The 17,810-nt window shown below is 63.2% G+C and carries 19 protein-coding genes and 1 riboswitch; of the genes, 7 read left to right on the top strand and 12 right to left on the bottom strand.

What is annotated here, in order from left to right; genetic code table 11:
• Positions 1-61 precede the first annotated feature (61 nt).
• Together ALVIN_RS00370 and ALVIN_RS00365 are read left to right on the top strand one after the other, a co-directional pair.
• Entirely contained in the window at positions 62-532 is a 471-nt protein-coding gene (locus tag ALVIN_RS00370; RefSeq protein ID WP_012969322.1) for a hypothetical protein, read from the top strand.
• Entirely contained in the window at positions 529-843 is a 315-nt protein-coding gene (locus tag ALVIN_RS00365; RefSeq protein WP_012969321.1) for a DUF3301 domain-containing protein, read from the top strand. Before ALVIN_RS00370 ends, ALVIN_RS00365 begins: the two co-directional genes overlap by 4 nt.
• Positions 844-897: 54 nt before the next feature.
• Here the strand turns inward: ALVIN_RS00365 and ALVIN_RS00360 are convergent, their stop codons facing one another.
• The 10 genes from ALVIN_RS00360 to ALVIN_RS00315 form a co-directional block, all read right to left on the bottom strand.
• On the bottom strand, positions 898-1,383 hold the full coding sequence (locus ALVIN_RS00360; protein ID WP_012969320.1) for a ClpXP protease specificity-enhancing factor: 486 nt from the start codon (positions 1,381-1,383) through the stop codon (positions 898-900).
• Positions 1,380-1,988: a glutathione S-transferase N-terminal domain-containing protein gene (locus tag ALVIN_RS00355; RefSeq protein WP_012969319.1), complete on the bottom strand. Its 609-nt coding sequence runs from the start codon at positions 1,986-1,988 to the stop codon at positions 1,380-1,382. The genes ALVIN_RS00360 and ALVIN_RS00355 overlap by 4 nt, the downstream gene beginning before the upstream one ends.
• Positions 1,989-2,057: 69 nt before the next feature.
• Complete coding sequence (locus tag ALVIN_RS00350; RefSeq protein ID WP_012969318.1) at positions 2,058-2,792, bottom strand: cytochrome c1; 735 nt, start codon at positions 2,790-2,792, stop codon at positions 2,058-2,060.
• Entirely contained in the window at positions 2,789-4,033 is a 1,245-nt protein-coding gene (locus ALVIN_RS00345; RefSeq protein WP_012969317.1) for a cytochrome b, read from the bottom strand. Before ALVIN_RS00345 ends, ALVIN_RS00350 begins: the two co-directional genes overlap by 4 nt.
• On the bottom strand, positions 4,033-4,626 hold the full coding sequence (petA, locus tag ALVIN_RS00340) for a ubiquinol-cytochrome c reductase iron-sulfur subunit (RefSeq protein WP_043795448.1): 594 nt from the start codon (positions 4,624-4,626) through the stop codon (positions 4,033-4,035). The genes ALVIN_RS00345 and petA overlap by 1 nt, the downstream gene beginning before the upstream one ends.
• A gap of 206 nt (positions 4,627-4,832) precedes the next feature.
• Positions 4,833-5,585 (bottom strand): Nif3-like dinuclear metal center hexameric protein, encoded by a 753-nt coding sequence (locus tag ALVIN_RS00335; RefSeq protein WP_043795740.1) that lies wholly within the window; start codon positions 5,583-5,585, stop codon positions 4,833-4,835.
• 161 nt (positions 5,586-5,746) lie between these two features.
• On the bottom strand, positions 5,747-6,487 hold the full coding sequence (gene phbB / locus ALVIN_RS00330; RefSeq protein ID WP_012969314.1) for a beta-ketoacyl-ACP reductase: 741 nt from the start codon (positions 6,485-6,487) through the stop codon (positions 5,747-5,749).
• A gap of 188 nt (positions 6,488-6,675) precedes the next feature.
• Entirely contained in the window at positions 6,676-7,038 is a 363-nt protein-coding gene (locus tag ALVIN_RS00325) for a phasin family protein (RefSeq protein ID WP_012969313.1), read from the bottom strand.
• Between the two features lie 96 nt (positions 7,039-7,134).
• Positions 7,135-7,596, bottom strand: coding sequence for a polyhydroxyalkanoate synthesis repressor PhaR (gene phaR, locus ALVIN_RS00320; protein ID WP_012969312.1), 462 nt, complete (start codon positions 7,594-7,596; stop codon positions 7,135-7,137).
• A 146-nt stretch (positions 7,597-7,742) separates the two neighbouring features.
• The gene (locus tag ALVIN_RS00315) at positions 7,743-8,927 is read right to left on the bottom strand and encodes an acetyl-CoA C-acetyltransferase (protein WP_012969311.1); all 1,185 of its coding nucleotides are present in this window, start codon (positions 8,925-8,927) and stop codon (positions 7,743-7,745) included.
• 150 nt (positions 8,928-9,077) lie between these two features.
• Here ALVIN_RS00315 and phaE point away from each other — a divergent pair, with 150 nt between their 5' ends.
• Both phaE and ALVIN_RS00305 read left to right on the top strand, forming a co-directional pair.
• Positions 9,078-10,151: a class III poly(R)-hydroxyalkanoic acid synthase subunit PhaE gene (gene phaE / locus ALVIN_RS00310; protein ID WP_012969310.1), complete on the top strand. Its 1,074-nt coding sequence runs from the start codon at positions 9,078-9,080 to the stop codon at positions 10,149-10,151.
• Positions 10,152-10,208: 57 nt separating this feature from the next.
• A complete protein-coding gene (locus tag ALVIN_RS00305) occupies positions 10,209-11,276 on the top strand; it encodes a class III poly(R)-hydroxyalkanoic acid synthase subunit PhaC (RefSeq protein ID WP_012969309.1) in 1,068 nt (355 codons plus the stop codon).
• A 154-nt stretch (positions 11,277-11,430) separates the two neighbouring features.
• Here ALVIN_RS00305 and ALVIN_RS00300 read toward each other — a convergent pair whose 3' ends face one another.
• Complete coding sequence (locus ALVIN_RS00300) at positions 11,431-12,015, bottom strand: hypothetical protein (protein WP_223295236.1); 585 nt, start codon at positions 12,013-12,015, stop codon at positions 11,431-11,433.
• Positions 12,016-12,022: 7 nt separating this feature from the next.
• Entirely contained in the window at positions 12,023-14,107 is a 2,085-nt protein-coding gene (locus ALVIN_RS00295) for a GGDEF/EAL domain-containing response regulator (RefSeq protein WP_012969307.1), read from the bottom strand.
• Positions 14,108-14,214: 107 nt separating this feature from the next.
• Positions 14,215-14,322: riboswitch (TPP riboswitch) on the top strand.
• Between the two features lie 176 nt (positions 14,323-14,498).
• On the opposite strand from ALVIN_RS00295, the gene thiC reads away from it, so the two are divergent.
• From thiC to dtd, 3 genes are read left to right on the top strand one after another with little or no spacing between them, the layout of a single operon-like run.
• Positions 14,499-16,391, top strand: a complete 1,893-nt coding sequence (gene thiC, locus ALVIN_RS00290) for a phosphomethylpyrimidine synthase ThiC (RefSeq protein ID WP_012969306.1) — start codon at positions 14,499-14,501, stop codon at positions 16,389-16,391.
• 15 nt (positions 16,392-16,406) lie between these two features.
• Complete coding sequence (pip, locus tag ALVIN_RS00285; RefSeq protein ID WP_012969305.1) at positions 16,407-17,369, top strand: prolyl aminopeptidase; 963 nt, start codon at positions 16,407-16,409, stop codon at positions 17,367-17,369.
• Positions 17,366-17,803 carry a D-aminoacyl-tRNA deacylase gene (dtd, locus tag ALVIN_RS00280; protein WP_012969304.1) on the top strand — a complete coding sequence of 146 codons (438 nt, stop codon included), beginning with the start codon at positions 17,366-17,368 and terminating at the stop codon, positions 17,801-17,803. Before pip ends, dtd begins: the two co-directional genes overlap by 4 nt.
• The last annotated feature ends 7 nt before the right edge of the window (positions 17,804-17,810 follow it).

Here is a 17,810-nt window from a genome sequence, read left to right as displayed (position 1 = left end):
CGCGCCCGAACGTCGCTCTCAGCGATACCGTCCAGCCTTTTTCAGTCGACGCCGAGCCGCCATGAGCACCACAGCCATTGGACCGTTCCGGATCCACTCGATCGCCCTGCCGTCCGCCGACCGTCGCTTGCAATCCGTGATCGCCGGGGCACTGGCGGTCGCGATGCTGGTCGGCTGCAATCCAGTCAAACAGGATCGGATGACGGATACGCTCCAGAATGCGACCAACGGCTATCAGAATGCGCTGCGTTGGGGATATTTCGAGAACGCCTACAGCTATCTCCCCCCTGACCGGCGCGACGAAGCCATCCCACCCGAAATCCTTGAGGGTCTGCGTCTGACGGGGTATGACGTGATTCAGCCGCCGGTGATGAACGCCGAGTCGGAGACGGCTACCCAGGTCGTGGCCATCGATTATCTCTATGAGGACCGGCAGGTCGTCAAGCAGCTCAAGGATCGCCAGCTCTGGCGCTATGACGCCGAGAAAAAGACCTGGTGGCTCGAATCCGGCCTGCCCGCCTTCAAGCGATGAGTCATCTGCTCACCGTTTGCCTGTTGCTGCTGCTCGGCTGGTTCTGGCTCGACAGTCTGCGCGCACGCGAGATCGCGATCGGAATCTGTCAGGCCGCCTGCCGGCAGCGCGAGCTGCAATTCCTCGATCAGGCCGTGGCCCTGCGCCGGCTCGGACTGAGCTGGCGTTCAGAGGGCGTGCGATTGCGGCGTGTCTATCGCTTCGACTTCAGTGAAGAAGGCATGGGACGGCGCCAGGGCTATATCGTGATGCGCGGACTGCACCTGGAAGATCTGAGCTTCGGGTTGCCCGAACAGGTGTCGGACGCCTGAAGGCAAAGGCTACGGGCGCCACCATACCGCTCGAATGCGGGGAGAGGTCGCGCTTTACTTGACGACCTTGAGCGTCGGAGCACCCTTCTTACCCTTGGGACGATCGGGTGAGGGCTTGTCGCCCGCGCTACCCTGGGTATTGGGCAATGACGTCAACCTGGGACCGGAAGCGGCTGGCGCGTTGGCCGCCTGGGTCGGCTCGGGATACGTTGGGTCGGGAAAGACCATGCCCTGCCCGTTCTCGCGGGTGAAGATACCGACGACCGCCTCGGTCGGCACCAGCACCTCGCGCGCCGTGCCGCCGAAGCGCGCCCCGAACTCGATCCACTCGTTGCCGATGACCAGTCCGCGCACCGCGCCCGGTGCAATATTGAGCACGATGCGCCCGTCGGCGACGAACTCCATCGGCACGCGCGTGTCGGGGAAATCCGCGTCCACCACCAGATGCGGTGTCATCTGATTGTCCAGGATCCATTCGTAGATGGCCCGGACCAGATAGGGCTTGCTGGATGTCATGCGGTCATCGGTGGTGTCGTTCATCGGCGGATATCCGCGATCATCTCTTTTTCGGCCTCGGTGAGGCTGCGACGGAAGGCTTCCCAGGTGAAGATCCGCTTCATGTAGACCCGGATCGGATCGGCCTGCTTGGGCAGTTCGACGCCGAGTACCGGCAGACGCCACAACAGCGGCGCGACACAGCAGTCCACCAGCGAGAACTCCTCGCTCATGAAGAAGGCGTGGGCCCCGAACACGGGCGCGGTGGCGGTCAGGCTCTCGCGCAGTTCCTTGCGCGCCTGCTCCACCTCGCCGCCCTCGCCATGGAGGATGCGGCCCATGAGCGAATACCAGTCGCGATCGACGCGGTACATGAACAGCCGTGCATTCGCGCGCGAGACCGGATCGACCGGCAGCAGCGGCGGATGGGGGAAGCGCTCGTCGAGATATTCCATGATGATCCGCGACTCATAGAGACGCAGATCGCGATCGACAAAGGTCGGGACCGTCCCATAGGGGTTGAAGTCCATCACCTCGTCGGGCAGGGCCTTGGCATCGACGTCCACCACGTCGACCGCGATTCCTTTCTCGGCCAGGACCATTCTGACCCGATGACAATAGGGACAGGTAGGATCGGAATAGAGGGTCATTGCAGTACCGATTGACAAGGCGGGAACGAAAGCGGCGGTCTAGTCCTAGACCGCCGCCGTGGCGTCCGATCAGTGGACGTCCTTCCAATACTCCTTCTTGAGGAGATAGGCCAGGATGAACAGGAAGCCCAGGAACAGGAGCACATAACGACCGATGCGCTCACGTTCGAGCTGGAAGGGTTCACCCGCATAGGTCAGGAAGTTGGTGATGTCCCGCACCATGGTGTCGTATTCCTGCGGCGACAGTCCGCCTTCCTCGACCAGCTTCACACCCTTGATGGTCGGCTCGCCGCCTGGCTCGTGCGACGGCTCCATGACGGCCTCCTGACGTCCCTGGAGATCACCCAGGACGTGCGGCATACCAACCAGCGGGAAGAGCACGTTGTTGACGCCATAGGGGCGCGTGTCGTCCAGATAGAAGCTCTTGAGATAAGTGTAGACCCAATCCGGCGAGCGCCAGCGCGTCACCAGCGTCAGATCCGGCGGAACCACGCCGAACCACTTGAGCGCATCATCGTCGGTCATGGCCTTGGTGATGAGGTCGCCCGGCTTGGCGTCGCCGAAGAGCAGGTTCTGACGCAGTGCGATCTCGTCGATGCCAAGATCCTTGGCGAGACGGTTGTAGCGCATGTACTGCAGCGAGTGACAACCCGTGCAGTAATTCATGAAGTACTTGGCGCCGCGCTGCAAGGAGGCCTGATCGCGCAGATCGATGTTGGCGGATTCCAAGTGCTCGCCCCCGCCGGAGGCCAGCAGGGCCGTAGGCGCCAGGAGCAAGAAGGTGGCCAGGATCAGCTTTCTCATGATGTCACCCTCTCAGGAACGGGCTTGGTCTTGTCCAGCGAGCTGTAGATCGGCATCAGCAGGAAGTAGGCGAAATACAGCACGGTGAAGATCTGCGACAGCAGGGTGTAGAAATCGGACGCCGGCTGGATGCCCAACCAGGCCAGGGCCACGAAGGAGACGACAAAGATGCCGGTCGCCCACTTGAAGATCGGTCCCTTGTAGCGCATCGACTTCACCGGGCTACGGTCGAGCCAGGGCAGCACGAACAGGATCAGGATGGCCGCAAACATCACCACAACGCCGGGGAACTGCGAGCCATACATGGGCGGCACCGCGCGCAGCATGGCGTAGAAGGGCGTGAAGTACCAGACCGGCGCGATGTGCGCGGGGGTCTGCATCGGGTTGGCCGGCTGGAAGTTCGGCGCCTCCAGGAACAACCCGCCCATGGTCGGGTTGAAGAACATGACGTAGCCGAAGATGGCCAGGAACACCACCACGCCCATCAGATCCTTGACGGTGTAATAGGGATGGAAGGGGATGCCGTCGGCCGGGGCCTTGTCGCTCCAGCGGTTGCCCTTGGGGCCTTCCTTGATCTCGATGCCGTCGGGGTTGTTGGAACCGACGTGATGCAGAGCGACGATGTGCAGGAACACCAGCCCGGCGAGCAGGAAAGGCAGCAGGAAGTGGAAGGCGAAGAAGCGGTTGAGGGTCGCGTCGGAGATGACGAAGTCGCCGCGCACCCAGACCGAGAGATCCTCACCGACGACCGGAACCGCCGCGAACAGGTTGACAATGACCTGCGCGCCCCAATAGGACATCTGACCCCAAGGCAGCAGATAACCGAAGAAGGCGGTGGCCATCATCACCAGATAGATGACGACACCGATCATCCACAGCAGCTCGCGCGGCTTGCGGTAGGAACCCCACAGCAGCCCGCGGAACATGTGCAGATAGATGACGATGAAGAACATCGAGGCGCCGGTCGAATGCATGTAGCGGATCAGCCAGCCCCAGTCGACATCACGCATGATGTACTCGACCGAGGCGAAGGCCAGACCGGCATCCGGCTTGTAGCTCATGGCCAGCCACACGCCCGTGACGATCTGGATGACCAGCGTCAGGATGGCCAGCGAGCCGAAGAACGACCAGAAGTTCAAGTTCTTCGGAGCATAGTATTCGGAGAGATGGTTACGCCAGGTCTCCGACAGCGGGAATCGCTTGTCGATCCAACTGAGGTTTTCGGTCTTTTCAGCACTCATCAGGCGCTCCCTCGATCCTCACCAATGAGGATGGTGGTGTCGTTGAGATAAACGTGCTTCGGGATCACCAGATTGGTGGGCGCCGGGACGTTCTTGAACACGCGCGCCGCCAGGTCGAACCGCGAGCCGTGACAGGGACAGTGGAAGCCGCCCTTCCAGTCGGAACCCAGGTCATCGGGTCCGAACTCGGGGCGATAGGTCGGCGAGCAACCCAGATGGGTGCAGATACCGATGGCGACCAGATACTCGGGCTTGATCGAGCGCGTCGGGTTCTTGCAGTAGTCCGGCTGCTGGGGCACTTCGGAGGTGGGGTCGACCAGCTTGGGATCATTACTGGACAGCGCTGCCAGCATCTCGGGCGAGCGATGCACCACCCATACCGGCTTACCGCGCCACTTGACGCGCAGGAGGGCGCCCGGCTCCAGTTTGCTGATGTCCGCCTCGACTGGTGCACCGGCCGCCCGAGCACGGGCACTCGGATTCATCGATGCGACGAACGGGACGAGCGCGTAGCCGGCACCAACGGCACCGACCACGCTGGTCGCGGCAACGAGCACTCGTCGCCTCATTTTGTTCACGCCTTGCGCGCTCATAGGCCAATATCCCCCGGCTGATGCAAGCATCGCCCACGGCAAGCCCCAGGCGAAGCCCCACGCAGCTTGGATGAAACTTCAGGTGGAAAATTTTGAGAATAGGACGATCGATGCAAAATCGACCGCGCATTCTCCGTGATTTCAGCGGGATTGGTCAAGGACGGTGCGAATACGACCACCCCCAACAGCGCCACGCCGGACGCCCGTCACGCTGGATTGTCGATCTCGACGAATCGATGCCACAGCCCAAAGCGTTCGGCCAGATGCTTGCCAAGTGCCTGAACGCCATAGCGTTCGGTGGCATGATGGCCAGCGGCCAGATAACAAAGCCCCAGTTCACGCGCCTGATGCGTGGTCTGCTCGGAGAGTTCGCCGCTGAGGAAGGCGTCGACGCCGAGGCTGGCGGCCTGTTCGATATAACCCTGACAGCCGCCCGTACACCACGCCACGCGTTCGATTGATCCCGTCTCGCGCCCAACCCGCAGCGCCGGGCGTGCAAGCCGTTGCGAGACATGCTCCGTGAAGGACGCAGGCGTCATGGGCTGAGCCAATCGACCGACCCACAGCAGACCATTGGCCAGTGCGGTCGGTTCCATGTCGATGAAATCGAGCCGGCGACCGAGTGTGGCATTGTTGCCGAGTTCGGGATGGGCATCGAGCGGCAGATGATAGGCGATCAGACTCACACCCGCGCTGAGCAATGTCCTTGCGCGCTGCCCCTTGATGCCGATCAGGCAGGGATTCTCGTTCTTCCAGAACCAGCCATGATGGACCAGAATGGCGTCGGCGTGCTCCGCGATCGCGGCCTCGATCAACGCGGCGCTGGCCGTCACGCCCGACACCAGCCGCTGGAGCGGCCGTTCGCCCTCCACTTGCAAACCATTCGGCGCATAGTCGGCGAAGCGCGCCGCGTCGAGCACGTCATCGCAGTAGCGGATCAGATCGCGTACGTCGGTCATCACAGCGTTCATCGGATGGGCGATTCGATTCTACACAAAAAAAAGCCCGGCTGGCGCCGGGCTGTAAACGTCTCATGATGAGAGAGACGAGGAGGACTCGGTGAGATCCTGAAACACCGGGCCATTGTCAGTGTTTCGTATTCGGCCCGGTATGATCTAAATCAATGCATGAACAGACCGCCGTTGACCGGCAGATTGGCGCCCGTCATATAACCGCTCTCGTCGCCGGCCAGGAAAGCGATGGCGGCGGCGATCTCATCAGGCTGAGCCATGCGACGCATCGGAATACCGCTGATGATGCTGTTGCGCACATCGTCGTTCATCGCCAGGGTCATGGCCGTCTCGACATAGCCGGGCGAGATGGTGTTGACGGTCACGCCCTTGGACGCACCCTCCTGAGCCAGAGCCATGGTGAAGCCGTGCATACCGGCCTTGGCGGCGGAATAGTTGGCCTGACCGAACTGGCCGCGCTGACCGTTGACCGACGAGATGTTGATGATACGCCCGAAGCCGCGCTCCAGCATCCCGTCCCACACCTGACGGGTGACGTTGAAGACGCTGTTGAGGTTGACGTTGATCACGGCCTCCCAGTGCGCCTGCTCCATCTTCTTGAAGGTCTTGTCGCGGGTGATGCCGGCACAGTTGACCAGGATGTCGATGGGACCGACCTGCTCTGTGATCTCGCGAACCATGCGCGCGCTGTCGTCGAACGAGGACACGTCAGCGGTAAAGACGGCGATGTCGAACCCCTCGGCGGCACGGGCCTGCTTCCACTCTTCGGCGGCGGCCGCCTCGGACGGATGGCAGTTCGCCACGACGGTGCAGCCATCCTTTGCCAGGCGTGTGCAGATCGAAGTGCCGATGCCGCCGATGCCGCCGGTGACGAGTGCGATACGAGCCATGGGGTTCCTCCAGGAATCTTTGGAATTATTGAGAACGTTGAACAGTGTCGTCGAACTTCAAGGCCACTTTACTACCAAGCGGCAGGCAAGGTGAAGCGTTGGTTCCATTGGGCGTGCTCCCGGCCGATCCGGAAGCATGACCAATGGCGATCCATCCCTGGATCGCGATGGCCCAGAGGTCGGCGTCTTTAGACGGCGACGCTCTTGCGCAGATCTTCGCTGACGTCGTTCAGGCTCTTCTCGAACCACACGCGGTATTCGTCGCGGGCATCGCCGAAGAACTGCATGGTGGCCTTGCTCTCGGCCATGACGCGCTCGCTCAGTTCCTTGGTAGCGTCGACCTGACCCTTGAAGAGGTCATTGTAACCCTTGGACTCGGTGGCCAGCTTCATCAGGCGCATGCTGTGATCCATGTACAGGTTCACGGCGTCCATCTGACGGGCGGCCAGCTTCTCGAACAGACGCACGTTCAGCTCACCGAAGCTGGTCATGCGCTCGACGCTCTTGTTGGTCCACTCGTTGACGGTCTTGAGGCTGTCGGTGGTGTTCATGATCATCTCTCCGTAAGGTTTGTGCAGTGCAGCAATGTTGCATTGCACAATAAAGCTGTGACCGACGGCCGTCAAGCGCAATTTTCGCAATCCTCATTATTCTTTTTTCTTGCGCGGCGCGACCGGAAAGCCAGCCGCGCGCATGAGTTCGTCCTGGAGATCAGCCCAGATCTCGACGTTCTTCTGAGTCAGGCGTGTCACCGTCCCGAAGGGATTGTCGGTGAGTGCCTTGGTCACTTCCTGTTGCTGCTTGGCGAACAGGTCGAGTGAAGATTCCAGATAGCGGGCGAAGGTGCCCTGAAGGGTGCCGCCGTAGAAGCGGATGATCTGGGCCAGCATGTTGGCGCTGAACAGCGGCTGACCGCCGGTCTCCTCCTCCAGCATGATCTGGAGCAGGATGGAACGGGTGATATCGCTGTCGTTGGCGCTGTCGAGGACGCGGAAGGGCTGTCCGCTCATCACCAGATCGCGCACATCGGCGAGGGTGATATAGCGGCTGACCTCGGTGTCGTAGAGGCGGCGGTTCGGATACTTCTTGATGATGCGCTCGCTGTTCATGGGCACCCGGGCGGTTCGGCTGGTCGTTCGGCAAGTCTACCCCAAGCGCGCAAACGCCCCACCGATCCGGGATCGGCAGGGCGTTCAGTGCCTGGAGCGATTCAGGAGGCTCGGTCCGCCGGCGATTCAGACCGGCGGACGACGGCTCACATCCGCTCGACCGCCAGCGCCACGCCCTGGCCGCCGCCGATGCACAGCGTCGCCAGACCCTTCTTGGCGTCGCGCTTCTGCATCTCATAGAGCAGGGTCACGAGCACACGCGCACCGGAGGCGCCGATCGGATGACCGATGGCGATGGCGCCGCCGTTGACGTTGACCTTGGACAGATCCCAGCCCATGTCCTGGTTGACCGACATGGCCTGCGCGGCGAAGGCTTCGTTGGCCTCGATCAGATCCAGATCCGCCGGGGTCCAGCCGGCCTTCTCCAGGCACTTGGTCGACGCCGGGATCGGACCCGTCCCCATGATCGCCGGATCGACACCGGCGCTGGCGAAGGCCACCAGACGCGCCATCGGCTTCAGACCCAGTTCCTTGGCCTTGGACTCCTTCATCACCACGACCATGGCCGCCCCGTCGTTGATGCCGGAGGCGTTACCCGCCGTGACGCTGCCGTCCCTGGAGAACGCCGGACGCAGCTTGCCCAGACTCTCGGCCGTGGTCCCGTGACGCGGGAACTCGTCGGCATCGAACACCTTCGGATCGCCCTTGCGCTGCGGAATCTCGATCGGAATGATCTCGTCCTGGAAGCGACCGGCCTTCTGCGCGGCCTCGGTCTTCTGCTGCGAGGCGGCGGCGAAGGCGTCCTGCTGCTCGCGCGTAAAGCCGTACTTCTGGGCGATGTTCTCGGCGGTCGTGCCCATGTGGTAGTTGTTGAAGGCATCCCAGAGACCGTCGACGATCATGGTGTCCTTCATCGACCAGTCGCCCATGCGCTGACCGTCGCGCGAACGCGGCAGGACGTGCGAGGACTGGCTCATGCTCTCCTGACCGCCGGCGATCACGATGTCGGCATCCCCGCAGGCGATGGCCTGCATCGCCAGATGCACCGCCTTCAGACCGCTGCCGCAGACCTTGTTGATGGTCATGGCCGGAACCGAGTGCGGCAGACCGGCCTTCAGCGTGGTCTGACGGGCGGGGTTCTGGCCCACGCCGGCGGTCAGCACCTGGCCGAGAATCACCTCGTCGATCTGTTCCGGCGCGAGTCCGGTACGCGCCAGCAGCCCCTTGAGCACGGCGGTGCCGATTTCGGTGGCCGAGAGTGACGACAGACTGCCGCTGAAGGTTCCGATGGCACTGCGGCCGGCGTCGACGATGACGATGTTCTCGTTCATGGCGTGGATGTCCTCTGGATTCTGATTGGAAATGGACGGGCGTCCCCGATATGGGGTCGCGGCCTGTGGATTCTACGCATCTTTGTTGCAGTGCACAAATCCGCATGATACCGTTCGCCCAACACCACGCGCCACGAGGAGGGTACGTCCATGAGCAACACTAATTTCTTCAATGACGATTGGCTCGAACTGCAACGCAAGTACTGGGACAACTGGACCGACATGAGCCGCAAGGCCATGGGTCTGGACAGCGCCTCCAGTTCGGCCACCACGCCCTGGGAGGCGGCCATCGATCAGTGGTGGAAAGCCATGGCGCCCGCCGCCCCGGATCTGTCGCGCTCGTTCATGGAGAAGATGATGGAGCAGGGCAAGAACTTCTTCCGTCTCGCCGACACCTTCGCCAAACGCGCCGACGAGGGCAACGCCGGCAACGGCTTGGAGCTCTGGACCAAGACGCTCGAAGACATGCAGAAGCGCTTCAGCGGCTCGCTCGACGACGGCGGCAACACCATGCAGCGCCTGATGTCGTTCTGGGAGCTGCCGCTCGACAACTGGCAGCGCATGATGTCCTCGATGTCGCCGATGCCGGGCGACATGCTGCGCAACATGCCCCACGAGCAGTTCAAGGACAGTCTTGATCGAGCCCTCTCGGCGCCCGGTCTCGGCTACACCCGCGAGGAGCAGAGCCAGTATCAGGAGCTGATGCGCAGCGCCATGGAGTACCAGGCCGCGCTCCAGGAATACACCAACGTCTACACCAAGCTCGGCATGAAGTCGGTCGAGCACATGGGTTCCTACATCCAGGGTGTCATCGACAGCGGCAAAACCATCGACTCGGCGCGCGCGCTCTATGACAACTGGGTCGCCTGCTGCGAAGGCGCCTATGCCGACGAGGTCGCCACCCCGGAGTACGCCCGCATCCACGGCCGGCTGGTCAACGCCCAGATGGCGCTCAAGAAGCGCATGTCGATCCTGGTCGACGAGAACCTGGGTGCATTGAACATGCCGACCCGCAGCGAACTGCGCACCCTCCAGGACCGTCTCCAGGAGACCCGTCGCGAGAACAAGGCCCTGCGTCACAGCCTGCACAGTCTGGAACGTCGCGTCGCGGCCCTGGCCGGCGAGGAGCCGGCCACCAAGCCCGCCACCGCGCTCCGGTCGCCCGCCCCGGCCGCCAAGGCTCCGGCACGCCGGCGCACCACCAAGACCAATCCGGCCGATTGAGCGTCAAGCGGCTGATCGAACAGCAGGCTCACCAGACAGAATCAGAGGACAGCGATCATGTTCCCCATCGACATCCGGCCGGACAAACTCACCCAGGAGATGCTCGACTACAGCCGCAAGCTGGGTCAGGGCATGGAGAATCTGCTCAACGCCGAGGCCATCGACACCGGCGTCAGCCCCAAGCAGGCCGTCTACAGCGAGGACAAGCTGGTCCTCTATCGCTATGACCGACCCGAGGGTGCGCCCGAAGCCCAGCCCGTGCCGCTCCTGATCGTCTACGCCCTGGTCAACCGACCCTACATGACCGACATCCAGGAAGACCGCTCCACCATCAAGGGACTGCTGGCCACCGGCCAGGACGTCTATCTGATCGACTGGGGCTATCCGGATCAGGCCGACCGCGCGCTCACGCTCGACGACTACATCAACGGCTACATCGACCGCTGCGTGGACTATCTGCGCGAGGCCCACGGCGTCGACAAGGTCAATCTGCTCGGTATCTGTCAGGGCGGCGCCTTCAGCCTGATGTACAGCGCGCTGCACCCGGACAAGGTGCGCAACCTCGTGACCATGGTCACGCCGGTCGACTTCAAGACCCCGGACAACTTGCTCTCGGCTTGGGTGCAGAACGTCGACATCGATCTGGCGGTCGACACCATGGGCAACATCCCCGGTGAGCTGCTGAACTGGACCTTCCTGTCGCTCAAGCCTTTCAGCCTGACGGGTCAGAAGTACGTCAACATGGTTGATCTGCTCGACGACCCGGACAAGGTCAAGAACTTCCTGCGCATGGAGAAATGGATCTTCGACAGCCCGGATCAGGCCGGCGAGACCTTCCGTCAGTTCATCAAGGACTTCTACCAGAACAACGGCTTCCTCAATGGCGGCGTGGTGCTGGGCGGACAGGAAGTGGACCTGAAGGACATCACCTGCCCGGTGCTCAACATCTTCGCGCTCCAGGATCACCTGGTGCCGCCGGATGCCTCTAGGGCGCTCAAGGGACTGACCAGCAGCCCGGACTACACCGAGCTGGCCTTCCCCGGCGGTCACATCGGCATCTATGTCAGCGGCAAGGCGCAGAAAGAAGTCACGCCGGCCATCGGTAAGTGGCTCAACGAGCGATAACGCTTCCCGAGCCGCCGGAGCAATTCCGGCGGCTCGCTGTCGTCAGCCGTCGAACGGCATCCACGATGACGCTCGGGACTCACCGGGCGTCGTCGCTCATCGAGCGGACTTGGAGCTGGGCTTCACGTTAAGGCGCCCCTATACCAGGCTTGATTCAATCCTGGATGTAGAAATGTCGCCAGCCGATCCCACTGACCCGAATGAGCTGCTCGAAGAACATCGGCGTCGGCACTGCCTCACCCGGAAAGACCTCTTCGATCTGCACGAAGGCGCGTCCGAATCCTCCTTGCTGTTTCCAGTCCCAGAGCCAGGGCGGACGTGTCTCGCCGCAGGCCGGACATTGCACGCCGGCATGCGGATGCGTGGCCCAGTGTTCCACCAGCGCGCGCCAGCCCGACAGGGGCGCGCGACACCCGACACATCGGGGTGGGCGCGTGTTACGGCCAACCATCAACCTTGGATGCTGACTGACTGGCGGGATGCGAATATGCGAGAAACGCCCCGCTCTGACGTCATCGCGAATCCGGACGGCGCAGCCGGCAAAGGTCAGTAGACTCAGGAAGCCGGCGCCAGTCGCAAAGGCTCGGTCGCCCGCCCCCGGCTGTGGATTCTCCAGGATCAATGGAGCACTCAGGAATCCAGGCCGGCTCAGTCCTTCGATCAACAAATCGACATCCGGCGCGAGATGCGGATCGGATGGAGTCAGGATCAGCCGTCCCGTGTGAAGCGCCGTACTCATGAGCAGACTATCGGGTTTCATGTGACAGGGTCTGGAAATCGAAGTTCAAGTCCGAACTCGGCAGTTGGAGATAGTGGCCCTGGATGAATTCCGGCCGACACATCCAGACACGCCGCAGATCGTCCGGACCGTCGATGCCCGGCACGATCACGGCGATCCCCTGGGCACGCAGTGCCTGGATCGCGTTCCCCAGGCGCGCCGGATCGGCCGTCCGACCGGCCTCGATGGTCAACTTGGCCAGCTTCACGCCGAGCTGCGTGAGTAACAGCGCCTCATCCTCGTTGCCCGTGACAGTGGCGGCGCATACCGCGATGCCCTGCTCGGCCAGGCGACCGAAAATGGATTCCGCCTCACGGCGCCGGCGCCGAATCTCGTCGATCTGGAACTCCAGCACAGTTCGGGTCTTGAGCGGCGCAATCCGGGTCTGCTGAGCCCTGAGCCAGTCGAACCAGTCGGACGCCGCCAAAGTCGTGATGTGTTGATGCACCAGCAACCGTGGCGGCTGATCGGCTTCCTGCCGTTCCAGCATGGTCCGCCACGTGCGTTGCAACACCCAGCGGTCGATCTTCGGCATGAGTTCGGCGCGCGCCGCCACGGCCAGGAAATCGGCCGGCGAGAGTTCATCACCGCCCAGCGTGTGCAGGCGGATCTGCGCTTCGTAACACCCCTCGACATAGGGGTCGACCGGCAGGATCGGCTGAAACAGCAATCGCAGACCGTCCTGCTGTAGCGCGGTCTTCACCAGACGCCTGACCACCGTCTCGGTCATGACCGTCGCACTCTCCAGGGTGACGGGCGACCAGACATGGACACGGTCGCCGCCCGCCTGGCCGGCACTTCGAACCGCCAGCTCGGCACGCGACAGCAGCGACTGGAGATCCGCCGGCGGTGGATTGAGCGAGGCGACACCGATGCTCAACGTCAACGATCGCGTGTTCGCCGAATCCTGCAATGCGAACGCCTGGATATGTTGATGCAGTTGATCAGCCAGTGCCTGGAGTTTCGCCGAACCGTCGCGCCGCGCCAGGATGGCATAGCGAAAATCGTCCAGCCGCGTGGCGGCTTCATTCACGTTCAGATGGCGTCCCAAACACTGTTCCAGCTCGCGCAGCAGGCGCTCGAGTCCGCCGTGGCCCAGTCGCTCCAGAAGCGTCTGACCCGCATCCAGATCGAGCAGCAGCAGTCCCTGTCGTTCACTGCCTGGAACCCAGGTGCGCAGCAGGTGTTCCAGATGGGACATGAAGACATCGCGTGGCAGGAAGCCGCGCGCATTCTCGCGGCGGTTGGACAGTGTGAAACGGTCCTGGAACCAGCGCGACAGACGCAACTGCTGTTCGATCGCACTGACCAGTGTTTCACGGCGCGCCGGTCTGGGGATGAAGCCATCGCCGCCGGCCCTGAGCGCCCACAGTTGCCGCACCGGATCGGTCTCATCGGTCAGAAAGAGGATTGGCAGGGCATGGAACTGATCGTCATCGCGAATGATGGCCGCCAATTCGATGCCCGACACCTGGGAGAACTGCATCTCCATCAGCAACAGGTTCGGCTTGAAGACCATCAGACGCGCCAGAAGCTTCATCGGATCGCTGACGACCAGGGTCTTCATGCCGACGGCCGCCAGCATGAGCGCGAGACGGCGTCCCTCGTCGGGATGCTCCACCAGCAGAAGGATATGGTAGCGGGAAGACTCCAGGAACCCGCACAGCGCCAGAATGCGACTGGCGAGCCGGCGTGCCGAGACGGGGCCGGACACATAACTGGCGAGACCGGCACGCCGAGCGGCCAGGCGACGCACGAGCGCCTCCTCGCCACGCTCCTGGCCGGCGGCCAGACCGATCAGACTCGGACGCCGGTGAGTGGATTCGGCGATCCGCGTGCACAGACCCGAGAGTCCCGGCTCGTCCGGAATCAGGCCCAGGTCGAGCACGATGACCTCGGGAGCGAGCGTCAGTATGGCCTGCATGAGCGCCTCGACCGTCTCGAACAGGACGAGCTGGACACCGTGCGATTCGAGCAGGGGACACAAGGATTCGGTCAGCGTGGTCTGTGTGCTCAGCACATAAACGTGACCACTGGGTCCGGTACGGGTCATCGGCGCTCTGTCACCTGAAACGGATTGAGTCGATATCCCGGAAATTGTAGAGAGATTCGGATGTCTATTGAAATCGCGATCTCCTTTCGTTAGCTTCCCAGTCCATGAAATGCCGCTGGGGGTGTCCGTGAGGCCATCATGCATCACGGGCTGAGAGCAGACCCTTCGAACCTGACCCGGATCATGCCGGCGCAGGAAAGCCGGCGTGAGCTTCGATCCATCGATCACGGTCTCGGGTGTCTCGGCACCCGGCTGCGCTCCCCCTGCCTTCACTGTCGCCTCCAGGTCGGTTCAGGCAGATCCTGGTCTGGAGACAGACCCGCCAGCGATCCCGATTCAATCCCAGACGCCCGCGCGCGTCGCCCAAGCCAGCCGCCGCCGAGGAATTCCGATGAGCGCCATCCCGCACGACTTCGTCCGCAAGACCGCCCAGCTCTCCGAGGAGGTGACACGGCCGTTTCCGAACTCGCGCAAGGTCCATGTGACCGGCTCGCGTCCCGACATCCGGGTGCCGATGCGCGAAGTGACGCTGACGCCGACTCAGACCAATCAGGAACCGGAGGAGAATCCCCCAATCCTGATCTATGACACCTCCGGTCCCTATACCGATCCGGAAGCGCGCATCGATCTGCTCGCCGGTCTGCCGGACATCCGTTCGGGCTGGATCGCCGAGCGCGAGGACACCGAACAGCTCGACGGCCCGACCTCGGCTTTCGGGCGCGGGCGACAGAACGATCCTCAGCTCGCCCATCTGCGCTTCGAGCATCTGCGCACCCCGCGCCGCGCCAAGTCCGGGCGCAACGTCACCCAGATGCACTATGCGCGTCAGGGGATCATCACGCCCGAAATGGAATACGTCGCCATCCGCGAGAACATGCGCCTGGACGAACTGCGCGCCGATCCACGTTACGCCAAGCTGCTGCGCCAGCATCCGGGGCAGTCCTTCGGCGCCGCCATCCCCGAGACTATCACGCCCGAGTTCGTGCGCGACGAGATCGCCTGCGGGCGCGCCATCATCCCGGCCAACATCAATCACCCCGAGCTGGAGCCGATGATCATCGGGCGCAACTTCCGGGTGAAGATCAACACCAACATCGGCAACTCGGCCCTGACCTCGTCGATCGAGGAGGAGGTCGAGAAGATGGTGTGGTCGGCGCGCTGGGGCGGCGATACGCTCATGGACCTCTCGACCGGCAAGCACATCCATGAGACGCGCGAATGGATCCTGCGCAACGCGCCCATGCCGATCGGCACCGTGCCCATCTATCAGGCGCTGGAGAAGGTCGACGGCAAGCCCGAGGAACTGAGCTGGGAGATCGTGCGCGATACGCTCATCGAGCAGGCCGAGCAGGGAGTGGACTATTTCACCATCCATGCCGGCGTCCTGCTGCGTTATGTGCCGCTGACCGCCGACCGACTCACCGGCATCGTCTCGCGCGGTGGCTCGATCCTGGCCAAGTGGTGTCTGGCGCATCATCAGGAGAACTTCCTCTACACCCATTTCGAGGAGATCTGCGAGATCATGAAGGCCTATGACGTCGCCTTCAGTCTCGGCGACGGGCTGCGCCCCGGTTCGCTGGCCGATGCCAACGACGCGGCGCAGTTCGCGGAGCTGGAGACCCTGGGCGAGCTGACCCAAGTCGCCTGGAAACACGACGTCCAGGTCATGATCGAAGGACCGGGGCATGTGCCCTTGCAGATGGTCCAGGAGAACGTGACCAAGGAGCTGGCCGACTGCTTCGAAGCCCCCTTCTACACCCTTGGCCCGATCGTCACCGACATCGCACCGGCCTACGACCACATCACATCCGGCATGGGCGCGGCCAACATCGGCTGGTACGGCACCGCCATGCTCTGCTATGTCACGCCCAAGGAGCATCTGGGCCTGCCCAACAAGGAGGACGTGCGCGAGGGCATCATCACCTACAAGATCGCGGCCCATGCGGCGGATCTCGCCAAGGGGCTGCCGGGCGCGCAGATCCAGGACAATGCGCTGTCGAAGGCGCGCTTCGAGTTTCGCTGGGAGGATCAGTTCAATCTCTCGCTCGATCCCGAGCGCGCGCGGGAGTATCACGATGCGACCCTGCCGCATCAGTCGCACAAGGTCGCGCACTTCTGTTCGATGTGCGGCCCGCACTTCTGCTCGATGAAGATCACCCAGGACGTGCGCGACTATGCCGCCAATCAGCGCATCGAGAACCTGGATACCGCCGTCGCGGAAGGGATGCGCGAGAAGGCGCGCGAGTTCCGCGAGGACGGCGCGGCGATCTACAAGGCGGTCTGACCGAGGGAGGCACGCATGGACACCCAGGCCACCGATTTCCATCCCATCACCGAACCCTTCGCGGTCCATGAGCTGATCGTCGACAACGGCCATCGGCTCTATGTGGAGGAATGCGGCCGCCCCGACGGGGTGCCCGCGATCTTTCTGCACGGCGGGCCGGGCGCGGGCTGCGAGCCGGCGCATCGCGGTTTCTTCGATCCCGAGCGCTATCGGGCGGTGCTCTTCGATCAGCGCGGCTGCGGGCGCTCGACGCCGCATGCCTCGCTCATGGCCAATACCACCTGGGATCTGGTCTCGGACATGGAGCTGATTCGTCAGCAACTCGGGATCGAGCGCTGGCTGGTGTTCGGCGGTTCCTGGGGATCGACGCTGGCACTGGCCTATGCCGAGACCTATCCCGAACGTGTTTCTGCACTGGTGGTGCGCGGGATTTTTCTCTGCCGCGCTGAAGAGATCCGCTGGTTCTATCAGGAGGGGGCGAACTGGGCGTTTCCCGATTTCTGGGAGGACTTCCTGGCGCCCATTCCCGAGGACGAGCACGCGGATCTGCTCAGCGCCTATCACGCGCGCCTCACCGGCGAGAACGAAGCCGTTCGGCTGGAGGCCGCGCGCGCCTGGTCGATCTGGGAGGGACGTACCGCGACCCTGCTCGCCAATCCCAACGTCCAGGCCCATTTCGCCGATCCGCACGTGGCCCTGAGTCTGGCGCGCATCGAGAGTCATTATTTCGTCAACGGGGCCTTTCTGGCGCCGGATCAACTGCTGCGCGACGCGCATCGGCTGGCCGAGATCCCCGGCGTGATCGTCCAGGGGCGCTATGATCTCATCTGTCCCATGCGCTCGGCCTGGGAGCTGCATCAGGCGTGGCCGACGGCTGAGTTGCAGGTCGTTCCGGACGCCGGGCATTCGGCCTTCGAGCCGGGGATTCGTCGCGCGCTGGTGGCGGCGACCGATCGCTTCGCGCGCGAGCTGGCATGATCGGCCTGCTGCAACGGGTCAGCGAGGCGCGGGTGGTGGTCTCGGGCGAGACGGTCGGGTCCATCGAGCGCGGGCTGCTGGTGCTGGTCGGCGTGCAGCGTGGGGATGACGAGGCACGTGCCGAGCGGCTTCTGGAGCGGCTGCTCGGCTATCGGGTCTTCCCCGATGCCCAGGATCGCATGAACCTGAGTCTGCGCGACATCGACGGCGGTCTGCTGCTGGTGCCGCAGTTCACGCTCGCTGCCGACACCAGGAAGGGCACGCGCGCGAGCTTCACCTCGGCCGCACCGCCCGATGAGGGCCAACGGCTGTTCGATCATCTGGTCGAGCGCGCGCGCAAAGCCCATCCCAGAGTCGCCACAGGGCGCTTCGGCGCCGACATGCAGGTCGGCCTGATCAACGATGGACCCGTCACCTTCTGGCTCGAAACCTGAGGACAGA

The organism is Allochromatium vinosum DSM 180 (assembly GCF_000025485.1).
Taxonomy (GTDB): domain Bacteria; phylum Pseudomonadota; class Gammaproteobacteria; order Chromatiales; family Chromatiaceae; genus Thermochromatium; species Thermochromatium vinosum.
Note: the sequence above shows the minus strand (reverse complement) of the source record. Positions and strands in the feature narration are given on the sequence as shown.